Here is a 19,920-nt window from a genome sequence, read left to right as displayed (position 1 = left end):
CAGGGCCTCCGAGCTCAGACGTGCGGCGCGCCGACGCGCGCGTGCGCGTGCTCCACGCGAGGGCCCGGCGCGTCGTGCGCGTGCTCCACGCGAGGGCCCGGCGCGTCGTGCGCGTGCTCCACGCGAGGGCCCGGCGCGCCGGGCGCGTCGCAGGAGCGCGCGTGCGCGTCGCAGGCGTGCGGCGCCGCCGGGCCGGGCGAGGGCTTGTCGCTCGCGCCGGCCATGTTGCCGAGCCACGCGCGAGGCCCGAGCCTCGCGAAGCCCGAGAGAAGGAGCGCGCCGAGCGCCGCCGCGCAGACCCACTCGACGGGCGCGCGCTCGCGCGCCGCGAGGGCGTGGAGCTCCGGGACCGCGGCGCCAGGGACGAGGGCGTTCGCGGCGAGGCCGGCCGCGACGGCGAGCCCGACGCTGGAGAGCGCGATGGCGGCGGCGGCGCGCGCGCCGAGCGAGCGCCTCAGCGCGGCGAGCACCGCGAGGTTGGTCGCGGGCCCCGCCATGAGGAACGCGAGCGCCGCGCCGGCCGACAACCCCTTGTGGATCATCACCGCGGCGACCGCCGTGGCGCCCTGCGCGCACACGTGGAGGGGCACCGCGACGAGCGCGCTCACCACGACGTCGGCCGGCGCGCCGAGCGCGCGCGCCGCGTCCGGCGCGAGCGTCGCCTCGAGGACGGCGGCGACGACGAGGCCCACGAGGTACCAGGCGGCCACCCGATCGAGCGCCGGCCCGACGGCCTCCGCGACGGCGGCGCGGAGCCGCGCGCCCGGCGCCACGCCGGAGCCGGCCAGCCCGCCGCCGCGCGGCGCTGATCGGGAGCCGGGCGCGCCGGCCGCCCGGGCGACGAGGAGCGCGACGAGCACGGCGAGGAGCGCGCTGCCGGCGACGCGCGCCGCGGTGAGCGGCAGGCCAAGCAGCCGCAGCGAGAGCAGGGCGCTGCCGACGCCGAGCTCCGGCGCGCCGGGGCCGACGGCGACGACCGCGGCGACCGGCGCGCCCGCGAGCAGGAGCCGCGCGACGCCGCGCGAGCCGGCAGGCAGCGGCGATGCGAGCACCCCGCGGGCGGCCCGGGGCGGCGCGGTGCCGCCGCGCAGCCCTCCGGCGGCGCGACGCGGGACGAGCGCGCGCAGGAGCCCCGCCGCGGCGAGCCCGGCGAGCATGGCAGGCGCCGTCGCGACGAACAGCGGGCCGAGCGAGTCGGCGATCGCCAGCTCGGGTGGGTGGGCGCGCGTGAAGAAGCTCTCCGGGCTCGGCAGCGCGAGCGCGACGCAGAGGCCCGAGACGAAGGCGACGGCGCTCGCCGTCCGCGCGGTCCGGCTCCGCGGCGGGGGCTCGTGCGTATGGACGACGAGCCGCAGGAGGACGCCGAGGCCGAAGGTGATGAACACCTCGAGCGACCCGTGGGGCAGGCCCTGCATGAAGCGCTGGCCGAGCAGGGCGCCGAGCAGCGTGAGCAGCCCGAGGAGCCCGAGGCGCGCGGCGAGCTGCCGCCACCCCCAGGCGGGCAGGAAGCGCGCCGCCAGCGACAGCCCCTCCGGCAGGCGGTGCGCGAGGACGGCGACCGCGAAGATCGCCCCGTCAGCGCGCCGGTCGGCCGCGGCGGCGGCCGCGGCCAGCGCGAGCCCGGCGCCGTCGAGCAGGCCGTGCACGGCGAGCGCCGAGAACGCGATCTCCCGCCCCAGCACCTCGCCGGCGCCGCGCCGCCGGTGCTCGGTGAGCCAGAGCGCTCCGTACCCGAGCGCCGCCCAGAGGACCGCCTGCGCCCCGATCTCCTCGACCGCGTGCGGCAGGTGGCGCGAGAGGACCAGGGCGGGGACGAGGCCGAGCGTCAGCCCGTCGAGCGCGGACGTCGGCAGCGCCCGGCGCCGGCCGAGCGCCACGAGGAGCGGCCCCGCGGCGAGGCCAGCGATCGACAGGGCGACGACGAGCGCGAGCATGGACGCCGTGGCCTATGCCCGAGCCACGGATCCTAATCAACATCAAATTGATGTTGCAATCAAGATACGAAAGACCGCCGCGGCCGCGCCTTCCTGCTGAGCGGCGCCTCTCCCGCGCGGCTCAGGCCTGGACGCACCGGTCGCAGCGGCCCTTGATCTGGATCTGGAGGCCCTTGCGGCGCAGCGCGCGCGGCGCGCCCCGCGCTGCCTTGATCTCGATGCTCTCGTCGGGGAGGCAGAGCACGTCTCCGCACGTGTCGCACATGAAGTGAGGGTGCTCGTCGGCCGCGTGCTCGCCGGTGCCCTGGCGCAGCTCGAACCGCCAGAGGTGGTCGCCCATGTCGGTGCGGCGCACGAGCCCCACGTTGGTGAGGTCGATGAGGTTCCGGTAGATGGTGGCGCGATCCCACCCCTTGGGAGCGAGCTCGGCCGCGAGCTCGGCGTGGCTGACGGGCGTCCGCGAGCGGCCGAGGCTCTGCAGCACGGCGATCCGCGGCGAGGTGGCCCGCAGGCCGGTCGCCCGGATCTGCTCGCGGAGCTGCTCCGCGGACTGACCTGCTTTCGAACGCGCCATGCGGGACATCTACCGTCGCCCGGACGGTACTGCAATCAGGATGCACGGAGCTCGCCGGGCGCGCAGCGCCCGGGCCGGCGGCGCGCCAGCGCCAGGGCGCGCGGGCGTGAGTGAGAGCGCTCGATGGGCCGCCGAGATCGCCGCGCCGCCCTGCGCGCGGCGCGATCACCGGCGCCGCGCGCTAGGCGGGCGAGGGCGACGTCATCTCGCTCGGGTCTCGAGCCCCGAAGCGCATCTCGGCGCCGGGCAGGAGACGAGCGCGGCGCAGGACCGAAGCTGAGAACGTGGCAGATGGCGAGTTGGGCAACCTCGTGCGCCGGTATTCAAGCGTGGCTTGAACTGCACAAGCCAGGCGGATGGGCTGCGATGCGGACTCATCAGGAATCCTCCCCGAAACCTGCAGGAGATCCCCGGCGACCTGCAGGGATAGGCCGCTGAAACATGGACAGTGGAGCCGCCACGCGGGGCGCGTACTGATCTCGAGTTGTGCGCCACTCGGTCCGATCGGACGGTCACCGCGTGCTCCATAATGGAGCGATCGATCCAGGTTGGAGCAGCCGGCGTGTCCGCTCCGCGCGCGTCGTTGCGCCGCGTCATGGCGCCGCACGCGACCGAGGATCCAGCCGTTGTTCGAACGGATGGCCGGATCGAAGGGCGTGAGACGACGCGGAACGACGCGGAACGACGCGGAACGACGCGGAACGACCAAGACGTGGAATCTCACCTTGTCGTCTTGAGCGGAATCGGTCTTTTCGAATTGAACTGATTGTCTCGCTGGATATATATTCCTGCTTCCTTTGCGGGGCCTGAACCAAGGAGAATGTCCATGCGAGCTCGGACGTGTGCGGGGGTACTTGCTTTATTCGTGACCGCTGCCTTGAGCGCCGCCGCGTGCAGCGTCGATACGTCGATCCCGGAGGAGGAGACTCCGGGCGCCGCGGATGTCGATCCCGAGGAGGTGGAGGCGGCCCCGGCTCCCCTCCGGCGCAACTGCGGGACCGTCGATCTGAGCGCGGCTGAGAGGGAGGCGGTCGACCTGTCCGTCCGCAGCCGGCTGGAGGCCGGGTTCACCGCGGGCACGCCGGTCGTGATCCCCGTGCACGTCCACGTCATCAACAAGGGCGCGGGCGTCGCGAACGGCGACGTCACCGACGCGATGATCACGGAGCAGATCTCGGTGCTCAACGCCGCTTACGCGGGCACCCGCTTCAGCTTCGAGCTGGCTTCGACCGACCGGACGACGAACGCGACCTGGTTCACCATGGGGTCGGGCACCACCGCCGAGCGGAACGCCAAGAGAGCGCTTCGCACCGGTGGGCCCGACCACCTCAACCTCTACACGGCCAACCCGGGCGACGGTCTACTCGGCTGGGCCACGTTCCCCTCGAGTTACGCGAGAAACCCGACGGACGACGGTGTCGTCGTGCTTCACACCTCGTTGCCCGGCGGGAACGGGGCGCCGTACAACCTGGGAGATACGGCGACACACGAGATCGGACACTGGCTCGGCCTCTACCACACGTTCCAGGGGGGCTGCAGCAAGAGCGGGGATAGCGTCGCCGACACGGCGGCGGAGAGGGCACCCGTGTTTGGCTGCCCGACCCGCATCCCGGACACCTGCAACGGAGGTGGGCCCGACCCGATCACGAATTTCATGGATTACACCGACGATGCCTGCATGAACTCGTTCACTGCGGGGCAGGGCGATCGCATGTCGGCGCAGTGGGATCTGTATCGTTGACCGGCGGCTGAGGGGAAACCGCAGCTGGCCGGCGGGCGGCGGACAACTCCACCGCTCGCCAGCCGGACAGGGCGCCGGTCAGGGCTCGGTCAAGTCGACTTGACCTGAGCCCGGCGCTCGAAGCTCCGGCTCTCGCCGAGGATGCGGGAGACAGGCCTGGCCTGCGGCGGGGCCGCGCTCGAGTCGCCGTCGCCCTGCGCGAGGCGCTGCTGGCGGCGGGTGCCGGCCTGGACGCCGAAGTAGACGCCGAGGAACGTCACGAGCCCCCAGCCGAGCAGGCCGATGGCAACCAGGCCGGTCTGGCGCGAGGCGTCGCTCCCGAGCTGGCTCATCTCCTCCATCGGCGCCGACAGCTTGCTCACCTCCCGCATCGGCTCGCGCAGCGTCGCGACCTGCTCCATCGGCTGCCTCAGCCCGGCGACGTCGCGCATCGGAGCGTTCAGAGCGGCGACGTCGCGCATCGGGGCGTTCAGGGCGGCGACGTCCGCGAGCGGGCCGCGGATGCCCGCGAGGCTCTCGTTCATGGCCGCGATCGTGGCCTTCATCTCGCTCAGCCGATCCATGGACTGCTCGAGGCTCGCGGTCTCCCGCAGGCTCTGCTGCATCGCGTCCATCGAGCCCTTGAGCTCGGCGAGCCGCTCCATCGCCTCCTGCATCTCGGCGACCTTCTCCATCGGCTGGCGCAGCTCGGCCAGCCCGTCGAGGCTCTTCTGCGAGTCCCGCAGCGCCTGATTCGAACCCTCGATCGCGGCGCGCGTGCGCCGCATCTCGTCCGTGGTCGCCTGGATGGAGCGCGTGTTCGTGTCGACCATCGTCGCCATGCCGCAGCCCGTCGACGCGAGGACGAGCAGCGCAACCGGCGCAATCCGACCGATCCTTTCCCAGTACATACCGGATCGTTGATTCCTCGAAGGCGTCGCGTCAACGTGGATTTGACGCGGTGCGCTGAAATATGACATAGCCGTGTCCGGGGGGTGAGACGCTGTGGGACGTTGCGCGTGAGGGCGCGCGATCTGCGCCGCGCGGCCCGTACTCGCACGGCGCTGTGAAATGCCGGTGTCGATCCGGCGGACGCTCGTGTGTCGAACGCCGCCATCGAGGGATCGATTGCCCAGCTTCGATGAAAACGGCAGTTCCAGCGCCGCTGTCCGGACCGTCAGCGCGATGCGGCTGCGCCGCGTGAGGCGGCGAGGTTCACCGGAGACCGTCGCGACGGGCGCGGGGCGGGGCGCGCGACGGGCGCCGCGCGGTGGCGAGCGCGACGAGCGCGGCGCTCACGGCGCAGGCCGGCCGGGGCGGGGCGTACCGGCGCGGAGGACGAGCGCGGCGAGGAGCGCGAGCACGGCCGCGGCGACCCAGGCAGGCGGGCCGAAGGCGCGCGTCCCCGCGGCGAGCGCGCCGTCGGCCCACGTGACGTCGAGCAGCGAGCCGCGCAGGCCCGCGCCCGCGAGCGCGGTGAAGCTCGCGTGGGCGGCGATCGCGGCGAACGCGCCGCGACCGCGGCGGAAGAGCGCCGCGGCGAGCGCGCCGAGCGCGGCGGCGAGGGCGAAGCTCGAGGCGGTCGCGCCCGGCGCGAGCCCGAGGGCGGCGCCGTGTGCGAGGGCGGAGAAGGCGACGGCGTGGCGGCTCGAGAGGCCGGCGCGCGCCGCCGTGGCGAACGGGATGCCAGAGAGCAGGAGCTCGTCGCGGACGGCGAGGGCGATCGCGCGCGCGACGGCGAAGGCGAAGCCCACCGACGGCTCGCCGGCCTCGACGGTCGCCCAGCCGAGGAGGAGGGAGATGCCGAGCGTGAGCAGCACGGCGAGCGCGCCGAGCGCCGCGCCGACGCCGGCGCGGCGGGCCACGCGCGCGCGGTGGCCAGGGACCTCCTGCTCCACCGGGTCGGTCCATTGCACGCCGGCCCGCACCGCGCCGAGGTCGGCGACGACGGCGCCGGCGAGGGCGGCCGCGAGCGGGCTCGACGAGAGGAGCACGGCGAGGATCTGCAGGGCCGCGCCGAGGCCGACGAGCCAGGCCGCGCCGAGCGCGAGATCGAGCAGGCGGCGCTGCTGCCGCGCGCGATCGGAGCGAGGTGCGCCGCCCTCCGCCGCGCTCACCCGCCGCCCTCCGCCGTCCTCAGTGCAGCGTGTGCCACCGGCCGTTGTGCTCCACCTTGGGGACGCCCGCGTCGCCGTCCGATTCACTGCGGTGACGCGCGCCCAGCGTGGCCACGAGCTGGGCCGTGGACGTGCGCGCGGGCCGGTGGCGCGCCTCCGGCGCCGCGCGCAGCCGCCGGTGCGGCGCAGGAGGCGCCGGCGACCTCCGGCCGCGGAGCCGCTGCACGCCGAGGGCGCCCGCGACGAGCAGCCCGAGCACCAGCAGCGAGCCCAGGAGCACCGGGACGAAGCCGTAGCGGCGCGCGACGTCGGCGCGCCAGGCGAGCTCGAGCTCGTGGCCCGTCGAGGCATAGGCGGCCTCGAGCGCGCTCGCGAGCGGCGCGCCGGCGCGCACCGCGTCGAGGGCGCGCGTGAAGCCGTGGCGCCGCTCCCCCTCGACGAGGAAACGGAGGACGTCGGCCGACTGCGCGTAGGCCACCGATCCGGGCGCATCGCCGGCGCCCGGCAGGCTCTCCTCGAGCGTGTCGAGCGGGAGGAGGCGCCCGCGGAGCGCGGCGACGGAGAGCCGCTGCGCGCGGCCCGCGGCGTGATCACCCGCGACGTGGGCCGCGAAGCCCTCGTGGAACCAGCGCGGGAGCGGCGCGCCGCCCGTGGCCTCGTCGAGCGCGAGGTGCGCGAGCTCGTGACGGAAGGCGCTCTCCAGATCGGGCGCGGCGAGGCCGCTCCGGGGGGAAGCGCTCAGCACGGCGAGCCGCAGCGCGCCGAAGGAGGCGGCTGTCGCGGCGCTCTCGAGCCCGCCGGGGACGAGGTTGTCGAGCTCCGCGGGGACGGCGGCGATCCGGACCTTCACGGGGGCGACCAGCGCCTCGCGGCCGAGCAGGGCGCTGAGCTCGGCGCGGATCGCGCCGGCGTGGACGATCAAGGGGCGGACGCGGTCGCGCGTCGACGGGCGGTAGGCGAACTCGATCCAGCCGAGGTCCTCGGTGTGGTACTCCGGCGGCGGCGGCGGGATGGCGGGAGCGGCCTTGCCGTCGAGCGACGCTGCCGGCGCGTGCGCGTCATAGATGCGGGGCGCGGCGGCGGCGAGCCCGGGCGCGGCGGCGAGCGCGAGGCACACGAGCGCCGCGAGCCTCAGGCCCAACGCGGCAGCCGGGCTGCGCCGAGAGGAGCGCTTCATGGCGCGATCCGACCGCGGAGGCGCACCGTGTCGCCGTCGCCGCCGCCCGTCTGGGAGAGCACCAGCACCGCGATGCCCGCCGCGGCGACGCCCGCGAGCGGCCCCCAGAACCAGGGCGAGCTCCACACCGAGCGCCGCCCGGAAGCGCCCCCGTCCGGAGCCTTCGACGTCAGGTCGACGCCCGCGCGCGCGTCGGCGCTCAGCGGCCCGCTCCGCGACGGCGCGCGCGCGGGCCCGGGCGGCGTCGCCGGGCCCGGAGATCGTTCCTCTCCGGCGAGCAGCGCGCGGACGGCCGCGGCCGCTCCCGGCCAGTCGAAGGTCGTCGCGCCGGGGGCGGTCGCGCCCTCCGCGGTCCGCTGGACCGTCGCGCCGAGCTCGATGGGCGCGTAGCTCGCGCCGGCGACCCGGAGCACGCGCGCCAGGGGGTGAGCCTGCGGCGTGCTCACCGCCACGACGAGCGCAGCGCCCGCGCCCGCGCCCAGCGACGCGAGCAGGCCGCGCGCGACCGGCTCGGACTCGGCGCGCCCGGCCGAGCGGCGCACCTCCGCGAGCTCCTTCACGGCGGCCGGCGCGTCCGGCCGCGGGGGCTCGCCGGCGAGCGCTTGCGCCGCCGCCTCGTCGATGGGCGGGCGAAGCGCGGGATCGCGGTAGATCGCGCGCGCGAGCGCTCGCGCCGCGTCGGCGCTCGCGTCGTCCACCGCCACCACGACGGCGCCGCGCAGGGCTGATCGGGGCGCGCCGGCCGCCGGGGCGGGGCGCGGTGCCTCCGCCGCCGCGCCGCCGCTCGCCCGCGGCGCCTCCGCCGGAACGGGGCGCGGTGCCTCCGCCGCCGCCGCGCCGCGAGCCGGCCCGTCGGCCTGCACGGGCGCGGCCGTCAGGCCGAGCGCCACCGCGATGAGGGCCGGGGCTGCCGACGTGCTGCGCGACATGCGATCACGGTACGGAGGCCGCGGCCGAGCGTCAAACGGCGCACGGCGCGGCGCCACGTCAAAGCCAGCCGTGCTCGCGGTACCAGGCGACGGCGCGGCGCGTCCCCTCGGCCCAGCTCACCTGGGGCTCCCAGCCGAGCTCCCTCCGGGCCTCGGCCGAGTCGCACACCCAGTGCGACGCGGCGAGCTCGTTCAGCTTGTCGCGCGTCAGCATCACGGGCTTGCCGGTGAGGCGGCTCATCCCCTCGCTCGCGAGCGCGGCGCCGCGCACGAGCGGGAACGGCACGCCGACCCGGACGAACGCGCGCGCGCCGATCGCCGCCTCCACGTCCGCCAGCATGTCGCGCCACACGTAGACGCGGCCGTCGTCGATGAAGTAAGCCCGGCCGCTCGGCACGTCGCTCTCGAGCGCCCGGATGCACGCGGCGGCCGCGTCGGAGGCATAGATGACGCTCAGCGTGTTCTTGCCGTCGCCGAGCATCGGGAGGAAGCGGCGCGCGACGCTCTGGAAGAACGCGAACGACTCCTGATCGCGCGGGCCGTAGATCATCGGGGGGCGCAGGACGACCACGGGCAGCGCGTCCCTCTCGGCGAGGACCAGCCGCTCCGCCTCGAGCTTCGAGCGCCCGTAGCGCGTCACCGGGGCCGGGCGCGCGTCGGCCGCGACGGGGCGACCGTCGTGGCTCGGGCCGATGGCGGCGAGGCTCGAGACGAAGACGAAGCGCTTCATGGAGGGCGCCGCCTTCGCGGCGTCGAGCATGTTCCGCGTGCCGCCGACGTTGACCCGGAAGAACTCCGCCTCGTCGCGCGCCTTGACCAGCCCGGCCGAGTGCACGATCGCGTCGACGCCCGGCGCGTCGACCACCGCGCGGCGGACGCTCTCCGCGTCCTCGATGGCGCCGTACGCGAGCTCGACGCCGCGCAGCGACGAGAGGAACTTCGTGCTCGACGAGCGCCGCACCAGGGCGACGACGCTGTGCCCCTTCTGCACGAGTTGCTCGGTGACATGCGAGCCGAGGAACCCGCTCGCGCCCGTGACCAGCACCCTCATCGATCCGCTCCTTCTCCCCCGCTCCCGCCGCCTCCGCCCGAGGCGCTCTCGACCGCGCAGCTCAGAGCGCCCGCTCGAAGACGCGGTACTTCTTGTGGACCCGGCCGCCCATCAGCCGGATGCCCGCGTTGATGGCGGCGTTGTCCTCCAGCGTCCACCCGAGCTCGCCGCCCGTCATGCCGAGCAGCTGCGCCGCGCGGTTCATCTCGACGTAGAGGAAGGCGCTGAGCCCGGCGTAGCGCCGCACGTGGCGCCACTTCTTGCGGATGCCGAGCACGACGAGGCGCCCGGTCTTCGGGCCGCGCACGCGCAGCCGCCACAGCAGCTTGAACACCCCGGTCGGGAGGAGCTTGCCGTGGAAGTCCTTGATCAGCTGGTTGAGGTCCGGCAGCCCGAGCGACACGGCGGCCGGCTCGCCGTCGATGAACGTGATCTTCGTGAGCTCGGGCAGCAGGATGAGCCGCACGTCCTTCGACCACTTGATGAGCTCCTTCTCGGTCATCGGGACGAAGCCCCAGTTGTCGCTCCAGGCGTCGTTGTAGACGTCCATGAGGATCCGGATGTCGCGGTTCAGGTTCTTCGGATCGCCGCAGCGGGTGTGCACCTCCGGCATCGCCAGGACCTCGGCGTGGGCCTTCTGCGCCCGGGGGGGGACGTCGCCGACCGTGTAGCCCCACGCATAGAGGTCCTTCACCTTCTCGAGCCCCGCCTCCTCGGCAAGCCGGCGCTGGTGCGGCCGGTGGTAGGGCATCATCATCACCGGCGGGAGCTCGAAGCCCTCGATGAGGCAGCCGATCTCCTCGTTCGTCGAGAGCGAGTAGGGGCCCCGCATGCGCTTCATCCCGCGCGCGCGCAGCCAGCCCGCGGCCTCGGCGAGCAGCGCCTGCGCGGTCTCGGCGTCGTCGATCGTGTCGAAGAAGCCGAACGAGCCTGTCTCGTCGCGGTGGACTCTCAGGTGCTCGTGATCGACCTGCGCCGTGATCCGGCCCGCCGGCCGCCCGTCCTTGTACGCCACCCAGGCCGTCCCCTCGGCGTGCTCGAAGAACGGGTTCTTCTTCTTGTCGAGCCGATCGGCGATGTCCAGGTCGAGCGGGCGGATATAGTTGGGCTCACCCTCGTAGATCGTGTCGACCACGTTCAGGAAGTCTTTGAGGACCTTCCTGTCGCCCTTCCGCAGCTCGCGAAGCTCGATAGCCATAGGGGCAAGCCCGTACCTTCCGAGACGCGGCGCCGCAAGGGGCTCGCGCGGCCGCGCTCCAGACGTTGGGCGCGTTGAGCGCGTCGAGCGCGCTGATCGCGAAACGCGGCGCCCGCGGAGCCGGTAAGCTCTCGCGGAGGGCGGCTGTCTGGCCGCCGCCAACTCAGGTGGACGCAGCATGATGACCCCGAAGGAGTTCCAGAGGCAGTTCAAGCGGCTGCTGATGAGCCGCGTCGAAGGCATGGACTGGGAGGACAAGCTCGCCCGGGTCCGCCAGTACCTGCGCCAGCTCGAGGCGCGACAGAGCCCGGAGGAGGAGTCGGCCGAGCTCTCGCCGTCGCTGGAGCTGATCCCGTTCGAGCCCGGCAAGCGGCCCGTCGACGAGGCGCTCTACCCGGGGCACGGGTGCAGCGAGCGCGTCGGCTGCATCAACACCTCGGGCGACCCGGCGGAGCTCGGCGACGAGGTGTGGCTGCTGTACCGGCTGCGCAACCTGTACGCGTTCGTCGCGCCCTTCGAGCGGCCGTTCGAGGTCACCATGTCCGCGTGGTTCCTCCCGGCGAGCCCCGGCGACGGCGAGCCCTGCCCGGTGCCCGGCATCATGGACCTGCCGCTCAGCCCGCAGATCGTCTCGACGTCGTCGTACCCCGTCCCGATGCTCGAGCCCGCCCCGTGGAACTCGTTCCATCAGACGGTCTACGTCGCGACGATCGCGCCGGCGCGGCAGCTCGTGCCGCACCCCCCGGGCGAGGACACCGGCGGCGGCTACCACTGGGTCGACCTGCCGGCGTCGTTCCGGGAGCGCATCCCGGACGGCGCCGACCCGTTCACGTTCGCGAGCCTGTTCCGGCAGCAGCTCCGGGTCGAGATCCGGCTCAGCGAGGCGGGCAGGACGGTCTGCTCCGAGTCGACGGACATCGAGATCTTCGACACCGGCCGCTTCGGCTCGCTCTACGCGCGCCTGCTCGACCGGCTCGTCAAGGCGGACACGGAGATCCAGCAGCGAGCGCTCGGGATCGACGAGCTCCACGTCGGCTATCACCCGTGGTTCCCCGTGCTGACCATCGGCATGGACAAGGCCCTCCTGTACCTCCGGGCCATCCACCAGGACCTCGAGCAGCACCGGCGCAACCTGCCCGATCCCCGCTGGCTGCTCCGGGTGGGGCTCTACCTGGAGCTCCTCACGTGCCTCGGCATCTTCGAGGCCGTGAAGGACGAGTACCCGGACATGCTCTCGCCGGAGGAGCGCGAGGCGCTCGAGAAGAGCCCGTCGTTCGCGCCCATCCGCGCGGCGATCGACGTGGCGGCGTGGCGGCAGGTCTGGGACCTGCGGCACATCGCGCCGCGCGCGGCCGGCTTCTTCGCGGCGGGGCCCGTGAGCCTGACGAACCTGATGCGCAAGCAGAAGGCCACGCTCGCCTTCCTGCACGCCCACCACGCGGACCTTCAGAAGGCCATCGAGCTCGCCGGGACCAACCTGTGGAACGCGCAGGAGACGTGGCACCGGGTGTTCCGCGACGCCGAGCGCGCGGTGCTCAAGAACAGCGCGCTCGCGTTCCCGGAGCTCGCGCACCTCGACCCGCGCTGGCGCGACTTCGCGCTCTGGCACCAGCGGGGCGACGTGCGGCTGTTCGGGCTCAGCCTCATGCCCGAGGCGCTGACGGCGCTCTTCGGCGACCAGGACGGCATCTTCCCCGCGGCGTGCCGGCAGTACCGGAGGTCGATGAACGACGTCGCGAAGTGGGCCGCAGAGCGGCACCTCATGGACTACACGGGCGACGAGTGCATCCCGCGCAACGCGAGCCTGCTCGAGGCGTACATGGAGAAGAACTCGTCGCTGCTCGCCGCGCTGCAGCGGCGCGACGGCTACGGGGCCGCGCAGTCGGTCGAGCTCGACGAGCCGAGCAAGGCCCCGAACGAGGCGAGCGCCGAGGACCTCGTGACGCTGCTCCGGCGGACGCCGGTCTTCAAGCCGCTGCTCGATCGCGAGCTCCGCAAGCTCGCGACGAGGGCGCGCCGGGTCGAGTACGGCCCGCTCGACCGGATCGTGCTGCAGGGGCAGCGGGACTCGTCGATGTTCCTGGTCGCCTCGGGCGCGGTCGAGGTCCTGGTGCGGCACCCCGACGGGCAGGACTCGACCGTCGCGGCGCTCGAGAAGGGCGCCGTCTTCGGCGAGTTCGCCCTGCTCACGGGCGAGGAGCGCACCGCGACGGTGCGCGCCGTCGACGAGGTGGTGCTCTACGAGATCACGAAGGAGGCGCTGCAGCCGATCATCGAGGCGCGCCCGCAGCTCGTGATCGAGCTCAGCCTGCTCATGGCCTCGCGCCAGGCCCACCTGCGCGACGCGGCCGAGCGCTACAACGAGGCCGAGGAGAAGGTGCGGAGCCTCGCCGGGCGCATCCGCCGGTTCGTGCTCGGCTGAGCGCGCACCGCGCTCCTTCTGTCGGCGGTGCGGCCGGGCGGCGCCGCCGGCTCGCGCTCGGCTGAGCGCGCTCCGGCGTTGTGTTCGGCTGAGCGCGCTCGGTCGTCGTGTCCGGCGCCGCGCTCGGCGTCGCGCTCAGCCCTTGAGGAGCCACGCGATGGCGTCGGCCTCCGAGGTGAAGAACGAGTACTCGGGCAGCCCCATGGCAGCCGACAGGCGGGAGATCTGCATCTTCGAGAGCGCGCTGTTCACGAGGTTCGCCGCCCTGCGCATGCCGTGCTCGACGGCGTAGGCCATGGTCTGCTCGACGTAGGGGCTCACGTCGGGCTTCTGCGGCGGGAAGTCCGCGATGTCCGCGAGCACGTACCAGGGCTTGCCCAGGTGGAGCAGCGTCGAGGCCTTCTGGCGGAAATCGTCGAGGTACGCTCTGCCCTCGTCGACGTCCCAGAACCCCCAGACCTTCACGTGCAGGACCCCTGTCGCGGCGTCGGGCCTCACCTGGAACCGGCGCTGCGGGACGCGGTCGCGCCGCGACGTCGGATCGGTCCTCCGCGACGGCTCGCCCCCGGGGGCGCTCGTCCGGCTCGGCGCTTCGAGCGAGGGCGGCAGCGACGAGGGCAACGCCGACGGGATCGTCGACGGCCGGGGCCGCGTCTCCGGGGCCTTCACGGTGGGCGGCGCCGGGCTCGGGCCGCGGTACGACGAGGGCGTCCTGGCCAGCTCGGGCACGGTGACGGTCGGCACGTCGGCGAAGCCCACCGCCGCTCCGGGCCGCGAGGGCTGCGTCGGGTCGGTCGGGCTCGGGGTGGGGCTCGGCGTCGGGCTCGGGCTCGGGATGGCGCCGGGCGGCGGCGGATCCGGCAGGAGCACGGCGCGCGGCGCCCGCGGGAGCGCGACGTCGAGCGCGGCGGCGAGCGCGCTCACCGCGACGGACGCGCGCTCGAAGCGGTCTTCCGCCCTGACCGCCGTCGCCTTGAGGAACCAGCCGTCGAACTCGGCAGGCAGCGTCGAGGAGCGCCGGCGCGCTGCGCGGGTGCTGGGCGGCTCCGTCGCGCCGCGCAGGAGCTCTGACGCGAGCAGGTAAGGAGACGGGATCACCTCGGCCTCCTGGGCCCAGTACGACTCGCCGACGAGGATCGCGTACGCGACGTGCCCGAGGGCGTAGATGTCGACGCGCGGCCCGATGTTGCGCTCGGCCCGGATCTGCTCCGGCGCCATGTACACGGGCGTGCCGAGCATCTGCCGCGTCAGCGTGGAGGCGTGGTGCTGCTCGATGACCTTGGCGATGCCGAAGTCGAGGATCTTCACGCACGGGGAGCCGTCGTCGCGGACCGTGACGAACAGGTTGTCCGGCTTGAGGTCGCGGTGGACGATGTTCGCGGCGTGCGTCTTGTCGAGCGCGAGCGCGGCCTGGAACAGGTAGAGCGCGACGTCCTCGGCGGGGAGGGCGCCGCGCTTCTTGACGAGGCTGCCGAGCTCCTCGCCGCGCAGCAGCTCCATGACGATGAACGGCGTGCCGGTGTCGTCGTCGACGCCGGCGTCCGAGGTCCTGACGATGTGGTCGCTCTCGATGATGCCGGTGATGCGCGCCTCGAGGGCGAAGCGGGCGCGCAGCTCCTCGCTGTCGAGGAGGCTGGGCAGCATCACCTTGAGCGCGCGGCGCGTCGCGGTGACGTCGTCCATCACCTCGTAGACGGCGCCCATGCCGCCCGCCTTGATGACGCGCAAGACCTGATAGCGGTTGCGGAACCGCGTATTCGGCTGCAAGAGGCCGGGCGAGGAGCTCATCCAGCGGCCCTCGATTCAGACATGGTCTGGAACACGCTATCAGCGCGGCTTCCTGCGTCGCAAGGCGCTCGGGTGGGGGAACGTGCTCAGGGCTGGCCTGCGACGCCTGCGACGCCCTCGGCCTGCGCGGCGCGCTCGAGGAGCGGCCCGAGCGCGCCCCAGAGCGCGCGGACGTCCTGGAAGCGCTCCTCGGGGGTGACGGCGAGCGCCCGGGCGACCCAGGCGTCCACCTCGGGCGGCAGGTCGGGCCGGACAGCGTGCAGGCTCGGCCGCGGGCCGCGGGCGGCGGCGAGCAGGATGTCGACCCGGCTGGCGCCGGAGAACGGCACGCGGCCCGCCAGCACGCGGAAGAGCACCGCGCCGAGCGAGTAGATGTCGATGCGGTGGTCGATCTCCTGGGGCCGTCCCTTCCAGACCTCGGGTGCGATGTAGCTGGGCGAGCCGGGGATCGCTCCCTCGCGGGTGAGGGGGTCGGCCTGCATGACCTTGACAAGGCCGAAATCGAGCAAGCGCACGCCCCCGCGCGCCGCGGCGGCGCTGCCCTGCGCGCCGCCGCCGGCGCCCGGGGGCTGCCCGGGGCCGGCCGCGGCGTGGGCGCGATCGCCGTCGATGTGAGCTGAGTCACCGGAAGAGCGTGCCCAGGGCGGTGAGGAAGAGGAGGAAGGGCTGGCCGGGTCGCTGTCGAGGACGAAGATGTTCGCGGGCTTCAGGTCGCGGTGGACGATGCCGCGCGCGTGCGCGGCGTCGAGGGTGTCGACGATCGGACGGAAGAGATCCTGGAGTCGGGCGAGCGGGAGCCGCTGGTGCTGAGCCTCCAGCTGGCGCAGCGTCGTCTCGAGATCGCTGCCCTTCAGGAACTCCATGACGATGCAGAGCGTGCCGTCGGGCGCCTCGGTGAAGGCGAAGACCTGCGTGGCGCTGGTGCCGGACAGCGCCCCCATGGCGCTGGCCTCGCGCCGCATGCGGGCTTTCAACGCGGGATCGCTGGCGAATTCCGGGTGGAGGCACTTGACAGCGACGTGTGCGCCGGTTTCCTGGTCCAGGGCGCGGTAGACGACGCCGTGACCTCCCTGACCGACCACCTCGAGCAGCTTGTACCGGCCGTCGATCACGTCGTCGATGTCGTGGTCCATCGTCAGGTCCTCGGTGTCCCGCGCGCACTGCGCTGGCATGCTCGGGCGAGACGGGCCCTCGTTGTAGCCGCTCCGGCGCCCTGGCGGTAGGGACGGTGGAGGGCGACCCTGGGCGGCGGCGGTCGAGCGCGAGGGAAGGCGAACGCGGGAGGCTGCGGGGGAGGGGGAGCCTGCCGGGGCGGCGCGTGGAGGAGCGTACGGGAGAGGGGGAACGCGACAGGAGACGTCGCATGCCGGGTTCGGGAGTAATCCTAGGAGTCCACGTAAAACCCTGACGATTGCTTGCATTCGTTACATTGTGATGACGAAGCTCGCTGTCTTGCGGGCCCGATGATCCAGTGTAGAGTGCCGCTCATCCGGATATGAGATCGGTCCGACAGAACTCCGACCTTCCCGCGGCGAGCTGTGCGCCGCCGGTCGCCGTGAACGCGCAGCAGGCCGGGCCCGACGCGCAGGAGCTGGACGAGGACGAGGCGTGGACCTACGAGGTCGCTCCTCCGGACGCGCCGTCGGAGCTCACGGCTGTGGTCGGGGAGAACCTCCGGCGGCTCCGCACGCGACGTGGTCTCTCCTTGGAGCGGCTCTCGAAGGCCTCCGGCGTCAGCCGCGCCATGCTCGGGCAGGTCGAGCTCGGCCGTAGCGCGCCCACCATCAACGTCGTGTGGAAGATCGCCCGGGCGCTCGGCGTGCCGTTCTCGGCGCTCATCAGCAATCGTTCGGCCGGCGGGCCGATGCTGCTGCGCGGCGACCGCGCGAAGCGGCTGACCTCTCATGACGGCAAGTTCACGTCCCGCGCCCTCTTCCCGTTCGATACGCCGAGAACGGTCGAGTTCTACGAGCTGCACCTGGCCCCGCTCGGTATCGAGAACGCCGACCCCCATCCGCCCGGGACCACCGAGAACATCGTGGTGAGCCAGGGGACGGTCGAGATCAGCGTCGATGGACAGCGGTTCCTGCTCGCGACGGGCGATGCGCTCGTCTTTCAGGCGGATGTTCCGCACGTCTACCGCAATCCGGCGAACGTCGACTCGCTGATGTACCTGGTGATGACCTATTCCCTGTCAGCGCCCTGAGCTGGGGCGCGTTCCCCGTGGGGAACAGCGGAGCAGGGGAGACAAAATGAGAGAACGCCGGCATGGGCCGGCGTTCCGTCGATCCGAGGAGGCCCGCGGCAGGCTACTTGGTCATGGTGGACATGCCCATCATCATGGGCATCCCGCCGCACATCATCGTCATCGGCATTCCGGCCGACATCATCTTCATCATCGCCTCGCAGCGCTCCTTGAGCATGTCCATCGACATGCCCTCGGGGGGCATCATCTTGCAGGTCATCCCGTCCTTGCCCATCTCACAGGACATCTTGCACATCATCGGCATGCCCATGCCCATCATGTTCTGCATCATGCCCATCATGCTCGGCATCATGCCCATCATGCTCGGCATCATGCTCATCATGCTCGGCATCATGCCCATCATGCCGGGCATCATCGGCATGCCCATGCCCATCATGTTCTGCATCATGCTCATCATGTTCGGCATCATGCCCATCATGCCGGGCATCATCGGCATGCCCATGCCCATCATGCCGGGCATCATCGGCATGCCCATGCCCATCATGCCGGGCATCATTGATGCCCCGGAGGTCATCTCCGGCATGGACATCATCGGGGTCATGGTCTGCGGCATCATCGGCATCTGCGTCGCGGTGGTCATGGGGGAGGCCTTCCTGGTTCAGCGCTTGTCGCTTACGAGGGCCTTTCTACCCGGTCGGCGTGCGCTCGCAACGCGTTCACACGGGCGTCCATCACTTTGCTCCAGTCTAGCGGAGGCGCGTCCACGTCCACTGGAGGCGCCGGCGTCGCGAGCGGAGGATCGTCCAACATGGCGACGGGCCGTTCCACCCGGGCGGCGCTGTCGAGCTGCGCCCTGGGCGGCGCTGTCGAGCTGCGCCTCGGGCGGCGCTGTCGAGCTGAGCCCCGGCCAGATCGAGGTGGTACGGCGGGCAAGGCGGCTCGGCGGGCGACCCGTGAAGCACACGGCGCACGAGGCGATCGTAGAGGGACATGGGCGGCGTGCATGGCAGCGCGTCTGGACCACGACGGAGCTGAGCCAGATCACGGAGGCCTCGAAGTAACCTGGTCCGCGGAGCCTCACGATGGCCTGACGGGCGCGCGAGGTCGGCCCAGACGGTGAGATCACGTCGGAGATACGCTGTTCATCAGATCGAGCGCACGGCCTGGAGCCAGAAAGAGCGATATCGACGTCGACGCGCTCCTTCGCGTCTTGCTTCAATCTTGACGGTCGTGACTCTTTGGGGCCTCATACGTCATCATGCGCCGCGCTCCGCCCTCTCCGCCCCTCGTCTACACCTCCCGCGTGCTCGCCCTGGGTGCCCTCCTGGGCACTGCGTCGTGCGCTCAGGTCCTGGGCCTCGACGAGTTCGAGGACTGCGACGAAGATTCGTGCTCAGGAGTGGTCTGGGCGAAGAGCTTCGAGAGCCATGAGTTGGTCTTGCCAGAGAGCGCTCGGCTCGACTCGAAGGGGAACATCCTCCTCTCAGGAGTCTTTCAAGGCACCACTGACTTCGGGGGTCCGCCGCTGATATCGTCTCATCCGGCTTTCTTTCTCGCCAAGCTGAAGCCGGACGGCAGCCATGGCTTCAGTCGATGGCTGCCGGTGACTACCTCCGAGGGAGCCATTGAATCGCGCCTTTCGGTGCTGCCTGACGACAGCGTTGTCTGGTCGGGTTCGTACGAGGGGAGCATCGATTTCGGCTCTGGTGATACGCTCACGGCGCCGAGTCCCGATGAGGATGGTTGCTTCGTGGCCAGGTTCCTGTCCGGCAGCGAGCTGATCTGGAGGCGCAACCTGTTCACGGGGACGGGGCACCTCTTCGCCGTGGATTCATCGGCTACGCCCGACGGTGACGTGATCCTGGTCGGCTATTTCGGAGGAGAGGTGAGCCTCGGTTCTTCGACCTTGACGACCGCATCGAGGGACGCCTTCATCGTGAAGTTGGACGGCAAGACGGGGGACGTGCGATGGAGCCTTCAGCTGGGAGATCCTGAGGCCACGACGACGAGGATCGAGGCAACTGCGGTGGCCGTGGATCCCGACGGAAATATCGTCGTGGGGGGCCGCTTCAAGGGGTTCACCGAGGTCAGCTTCGACGAGATCTCGGCCCTGAGCCCGTCGGGGACCGGCTCCTTCCTTCTCAAGCTCGCGCCCTCCGGGAAGAGGGATTGGTCCGTTGTGATCCAAGGAGAGGGCGATGCCTGGGTGGCTGACATCGATGTCGATGCGCGAGGAGATCTGGTCGCGGCTGCGGCGTTCACAGGAGCCGTCGATATCGCCACGCAAGGGGTTCGAGGCGCCCAGCAGACGAGTGGACTGGAAGATTCGGACCTCCTGCTCGTGAAGCTGTCTTCCGCGGGAACCCACCTGTGGTCGTTGAAATTCGGGGATGCTTTGCCCCAGTTCGATATCAATGCAAGCTTCCCGTTCGTGTCACCTTTCGGGATTCACGTCGCCGCCGACGCCGCCGGAGACATCGTGCTGGGCGCTGGGCTTGCAGGCGCTGTCGACTTCGGGGGCGGGTTGCTCGGCGGAAGACAGGATCGGGACTGGACGATCGCAAAGCTGAGCGCTGGCGGGGAGCACATCTGGAGTAGGCGTTTCGGCGATGCTGCGACAGGGCAAGGGATCGCCGGCATCGACAGCGATCCGGCGACGAACACGCTTGTAGCCTTTGGAATCAACGACGGGACGCTGGATTTTGGCAACGAGATCAAGATCTCGGCTACCGGCGGGTTCAGCTCCGTCGTGGCGAAGGTCGACCTTCGGCGAGTCGGGAGATAGGTCTCCGAGCGGCGCGACG

The 19,920-nt window shown here is 72.1% G+C and carries 15 protein-coding genes; 4 read left to right on the top strand and 11 right to left on the bottom strand.

The window, feature by feature from the left end:
• Positions 1 to 14: 14 nt before the first annotated feature.
• Together WME85_RS43260 and WME85_RS43255 are read right to left on the bottom strand one after the other, a co-directional pair.
• The gene (locus tag WME85_RS43260) at positions 15 to 1,934 is read right to left on the bottom strand and encodes a permease (protein WP_437830074.1); all 1,920 of its coding nucleotides are present in this window, start codon (positions 1,932 to 1,934) and stop codon (positions 15 to 17) included.
• A 121-nt stretch (positions 1,935 to 2,055) separates the two neighbouring features.
• Positions 2,056 to 2,508 carry a Fur family transcriptional regulator gene (locus WME85_RS43255; RefSeq protein WP_437304916.1) on the bottom strand — a complete coding sequence of 151 codons (453 nt, stop codon included), beginning with the start codon at positions 2,506 to 2,508 and terminating at the stop codon, positions 2,056 to 2,058.
• An 826-nt stretch (positions 2,509 to 3,334) separates the two neighbouring features.
• On the opposite strand from WME85_RS43255, the gene WME85_RS43250 reads away from it, so the two are divergent.
• Positions 3,335 to 4,249, top strand: a complete 915-nt coding sequence (locus tag WME85_RS43250; RefSeq protein WP_437830073.1) for a zinc metalloprotease — start codon at positions 3,335 to 3,337, stop codon at positions 4,247 to 4,249.
• A gap of 89 nt (positions 4,250 to 4,338) precedes the next feature.
• Here WME85_RS43250 and WME85_RS43245 read toward each other — a convergent pair whose 3' ends face one another.
• The 6 genes from WME85_RS43245 to WME85_RS43220 form a co-directional block, all read right to left on the bottom strand.
• Entirely contained in the window at positions 4,339 to 5,139 is an 801-nt protein-coding gene (locus WME85_RS43245) for a hypothetical protein (protein ID WP_437830072.1), read from the bottom strand.
• Positions 5,140 to 5,523: 384 nt separating this feature from the next.
• Positions 5,524 to 6,345: a type II CAAX prenyl endopeptidase Rce1 family protein gene (locus WME85_RS43240; protein ID WP_437830071.1), complete on the bottom strand. Its 822-nt coding sequence runs from the start codon at positions 6,343 to 6,345 to the stop codon at positions 5,524 to 5,526.
• Positions 6,346 to 6,364: 19 nt separating this feature from the next.
• A complete protein-coding gene (locus WME85_RS43235; protein WP_437830070.1) occupies positions 6,365 to 7,522 on the bottom strand; it encodes a peptidase MA family metallohydrolase in 1,158 nt (385 codons plus the stop codon).
• Positions 7,519 to 8,451, bottom strand: coding sequence for a hypothetical protein (locus WME85_RS43230; protein WP_437830069.1), 933 nt, complete (start codon positions 8,449 to 8,451; stop codon positions 7,519 to 7,521). The genes WME85_RS43235 and WME85_RS43230 overlap by 4 nt, the downstream gene beginning before the upstream one ends.
• Before the next feature lie 58 nt (positions 8,452 to 8,509).
• The gene (locus tag WME85_RS43225; RefSeq protein WP_437830068.1) at positions 8,510 to 9,502 is read right to left on the bottom strand and encodes an NAD-dependent epimerase/dehydratase family protein; all 993 of its coding nucleotides are present in this window, start codon (positions 9,500 to 9,502) and stop codon (positions 8,510 to 8,512) included.
• A 61-nt stretch (positions 9,503 to 9,563) separates the two neighbouring features.
• Positions 9,564 to 10,700, bottom strand: a complete 1,137-nt coding sequence (locus WME85_RS43220) for a hypothetical protein (protein WP_437830067.1) — start codon at positions 10,698 to 10,700, stop codon at positions 9,564 to 9,566.
• Between the two features lie 178 nt (positions 10,701 to 10,878).
• Here WME85_RS43220 and WME85_RS43215 point away from each other — a divergent pair, with 178 nt between their 5' ends.
• Positions 10,879 to 13,122 carry a cyclic nucleotide-binding domain-containing protein gene (locus WME85_RS43215; RefSeq protein ID WP_437830066.1) on the top strand — a complete coding sequence of 748 codons (2,244 nt, stop codon included), beginning with the start codon at positions 10,879 to 10,881 and terminating at the stop codon, positions 13,120 to 13,122.
• A gap of 135 nt (positions 13,123 to 13,257) precedes the next feature.
• On the opposite strand, the gene WME85_RS43210 is transcribed toward WME85_RS43215, so the two are convergent.
• Together WME85_RS43210 and WME85_RS43205 are read right to left on the bottom strand one after the other, a co-directional pair.
• A complete protein-coding gene (locus WME85_RS43210) occupies positions 13,258 to 14,910 on the bottom strand; it encodes a protein kinase domain-containing protein (protein WP_437830065.1) in 1,653 nt (550 codons plus the stop codon).
• A gap of 86 nt (positions 14,911 to 14,996) precedes the next feature.
• Positions 14,997 to 16,043: a serine/threonine-protein kinase gene (locus tag WME85_RS43205; protein WP_437830064.1), complete on the bottom strand. Its 1,047-nt coding sequence runs from the start codon at positions 16,041 to 16,043 to the stop codon at positions 14,997 to 14,999.
• A 362-nt stretch (positions 16,044 to 16,405) separates the two neighbouring features.
• On the opposite strand from WME85_RS43205, the gene WME85_RS43200 reads away from it, so the two are divergent.
• Positions 16,406 to 17,116: a helix-turn-helix domain-containing protein gene (locus tag WME85_RS43200; protein ID WP_437830063.1), complete on the top strand. Its 711-nt coding sequence runs from the start codon at positions 16,406 to 16,408 to the stop codon at positions 17,114 to 17,116.
• A 103-nt stretch (positions 17,117 to 17,219) separates the two neighbouring features.
• On the opposite strand, the gene WME85_RS43195 is transcribed toward WME85_RS43200, so the two are convergent.
• Positions 17,220 to 17,756, bottom strand: a complete 537-nt coding sequence (locus WME85_RS43195) for a hypothetical protein (RefSeq protein WP_437830062.1) — start codon at positions 17,754 to 17,756, stop codon at positions 17,220 to 17,222.
• A 663-nt stretch (positions 17,757 to 18,419) separates the two neighbouring features.
• Between WME85_RS43195 and WME85_RS43190 the strand changes: the two genes are divergently transcribed.
• Positions 18,420 to 19,901, top strand: coding sequence for a hypothetical protein (locus tag WME85_RS43190; RefSeq protein ID WP_437830061.1), 1,482 nt, complete (start codon positions 18,420 to 18,422; stop codon positions 19,899 to 19,901).
• Positions 19,902 to 19,920: the final 19 nt, after the last annotated feature.

The sequence above is a fragment of the Sorangium sp. So ce1153 genome (assembly GCF_051521595.1).
Taxonomy (GTDB): Bacteria; Myxococcota_A; Polyangia; order Polyangiales; family Polyangiaceae; genus Sorangium.
The sequence above is the reverse complement of the archived record's forward strand: the minus strand, read 5'-3'. Positions and strand labels throughout refer to the sequence as shown.

Coding starts and splice junctions, on each gene's coding strand:
- WME85_RS43210 (WP_437830065.1), bottom strand. CDS start 14,910: ATGAGCTCCTCGCCCGGCCTCTTGCAGCCGAATACGCGGTTCCGCAAC.
- WME85_RS43215 (WP_437830066.1), top strand. CDS start 10,879: ATGATGACCCCGAAGGAGTTCCAGAGGCAGTTCAAGCGGCTGCTGATG.
- WME85_RS43200 (WP_437830063.1), top strand. CDS start 16,406: ATGAGATCGGTCCGACAGAACTCCGACCTTCCCGCGGCGAGCTGTGCG.
- WME85_RS43260 (WP_437830074.1), bottom strand. CDS start 1,934: ATGCTCGCGCTCGTCGTCGCCCTGTCGATCGCTGGCCTCGCCGCGGGG.
- WME85_RS43220 (WP_437830067.1), bottom strand. CDS start 10,700: ATGGCTATCGAGCTTCGCGAGCTGCGGAAGGGCGACAGGAAGGTCCTC.
- WME85_RS43230 (WP_437830069.1), bottom strand. CDS start 8,451: ATGTCGCGCAGCACGTCGGCAGCCCCGGCCCTCATCGCGGTGGCGCTC.
- WME85_RS43255 (WP_437304916.1), bottom strand. CDS start 2,508: ATGGCGCGTTCGAAAGCAGGTCAGTCCGCGGAGCAGCTCCGCGAGCAG.
- WME85_RS43245 (WP_437830072.1), bottom strand. CDS start 5,139: ATGTACTGGGAAAGGATCGGTCGGATTGCGCCGGTTGCGCTGCTCGTC.
- WME85_RS43195 (WP_437830062.1), bottom strand. CDS start 17,756: ATGACCACCGCGACGCAGATGCCGATGATGCCGCAGACCATGACCCCG.
- WME85_RS43250 (WP_437830073.1), top strand. CDS start 3,335: ATGCGAGCTCGGACGTGTGCGGGGGTACTTGCTTTATTCGTGACCGCT.
- WME85_RS43235 (WP_437830070.1), bottom strand. CDS start 7,522: ATGAAGCGCTCCTCTCGGCGCAGCCCGGCTGCCGCGTTGGGCCTGAGG.
- WME85_RS43205 (WP_437830064.1), bottom strand. CDS start 16,043: ATGGACCACGACATCGACGACGTGATCGACGGCCGGTACAAGCTGCTC.
- WME85_RS43225 (WP_437830068.1), bottom strand. CDS start 9,502: ATGAGGGTGCTGGTCACGGGCGCGAGCGGGTTCCTCGGCTCGCATGTC.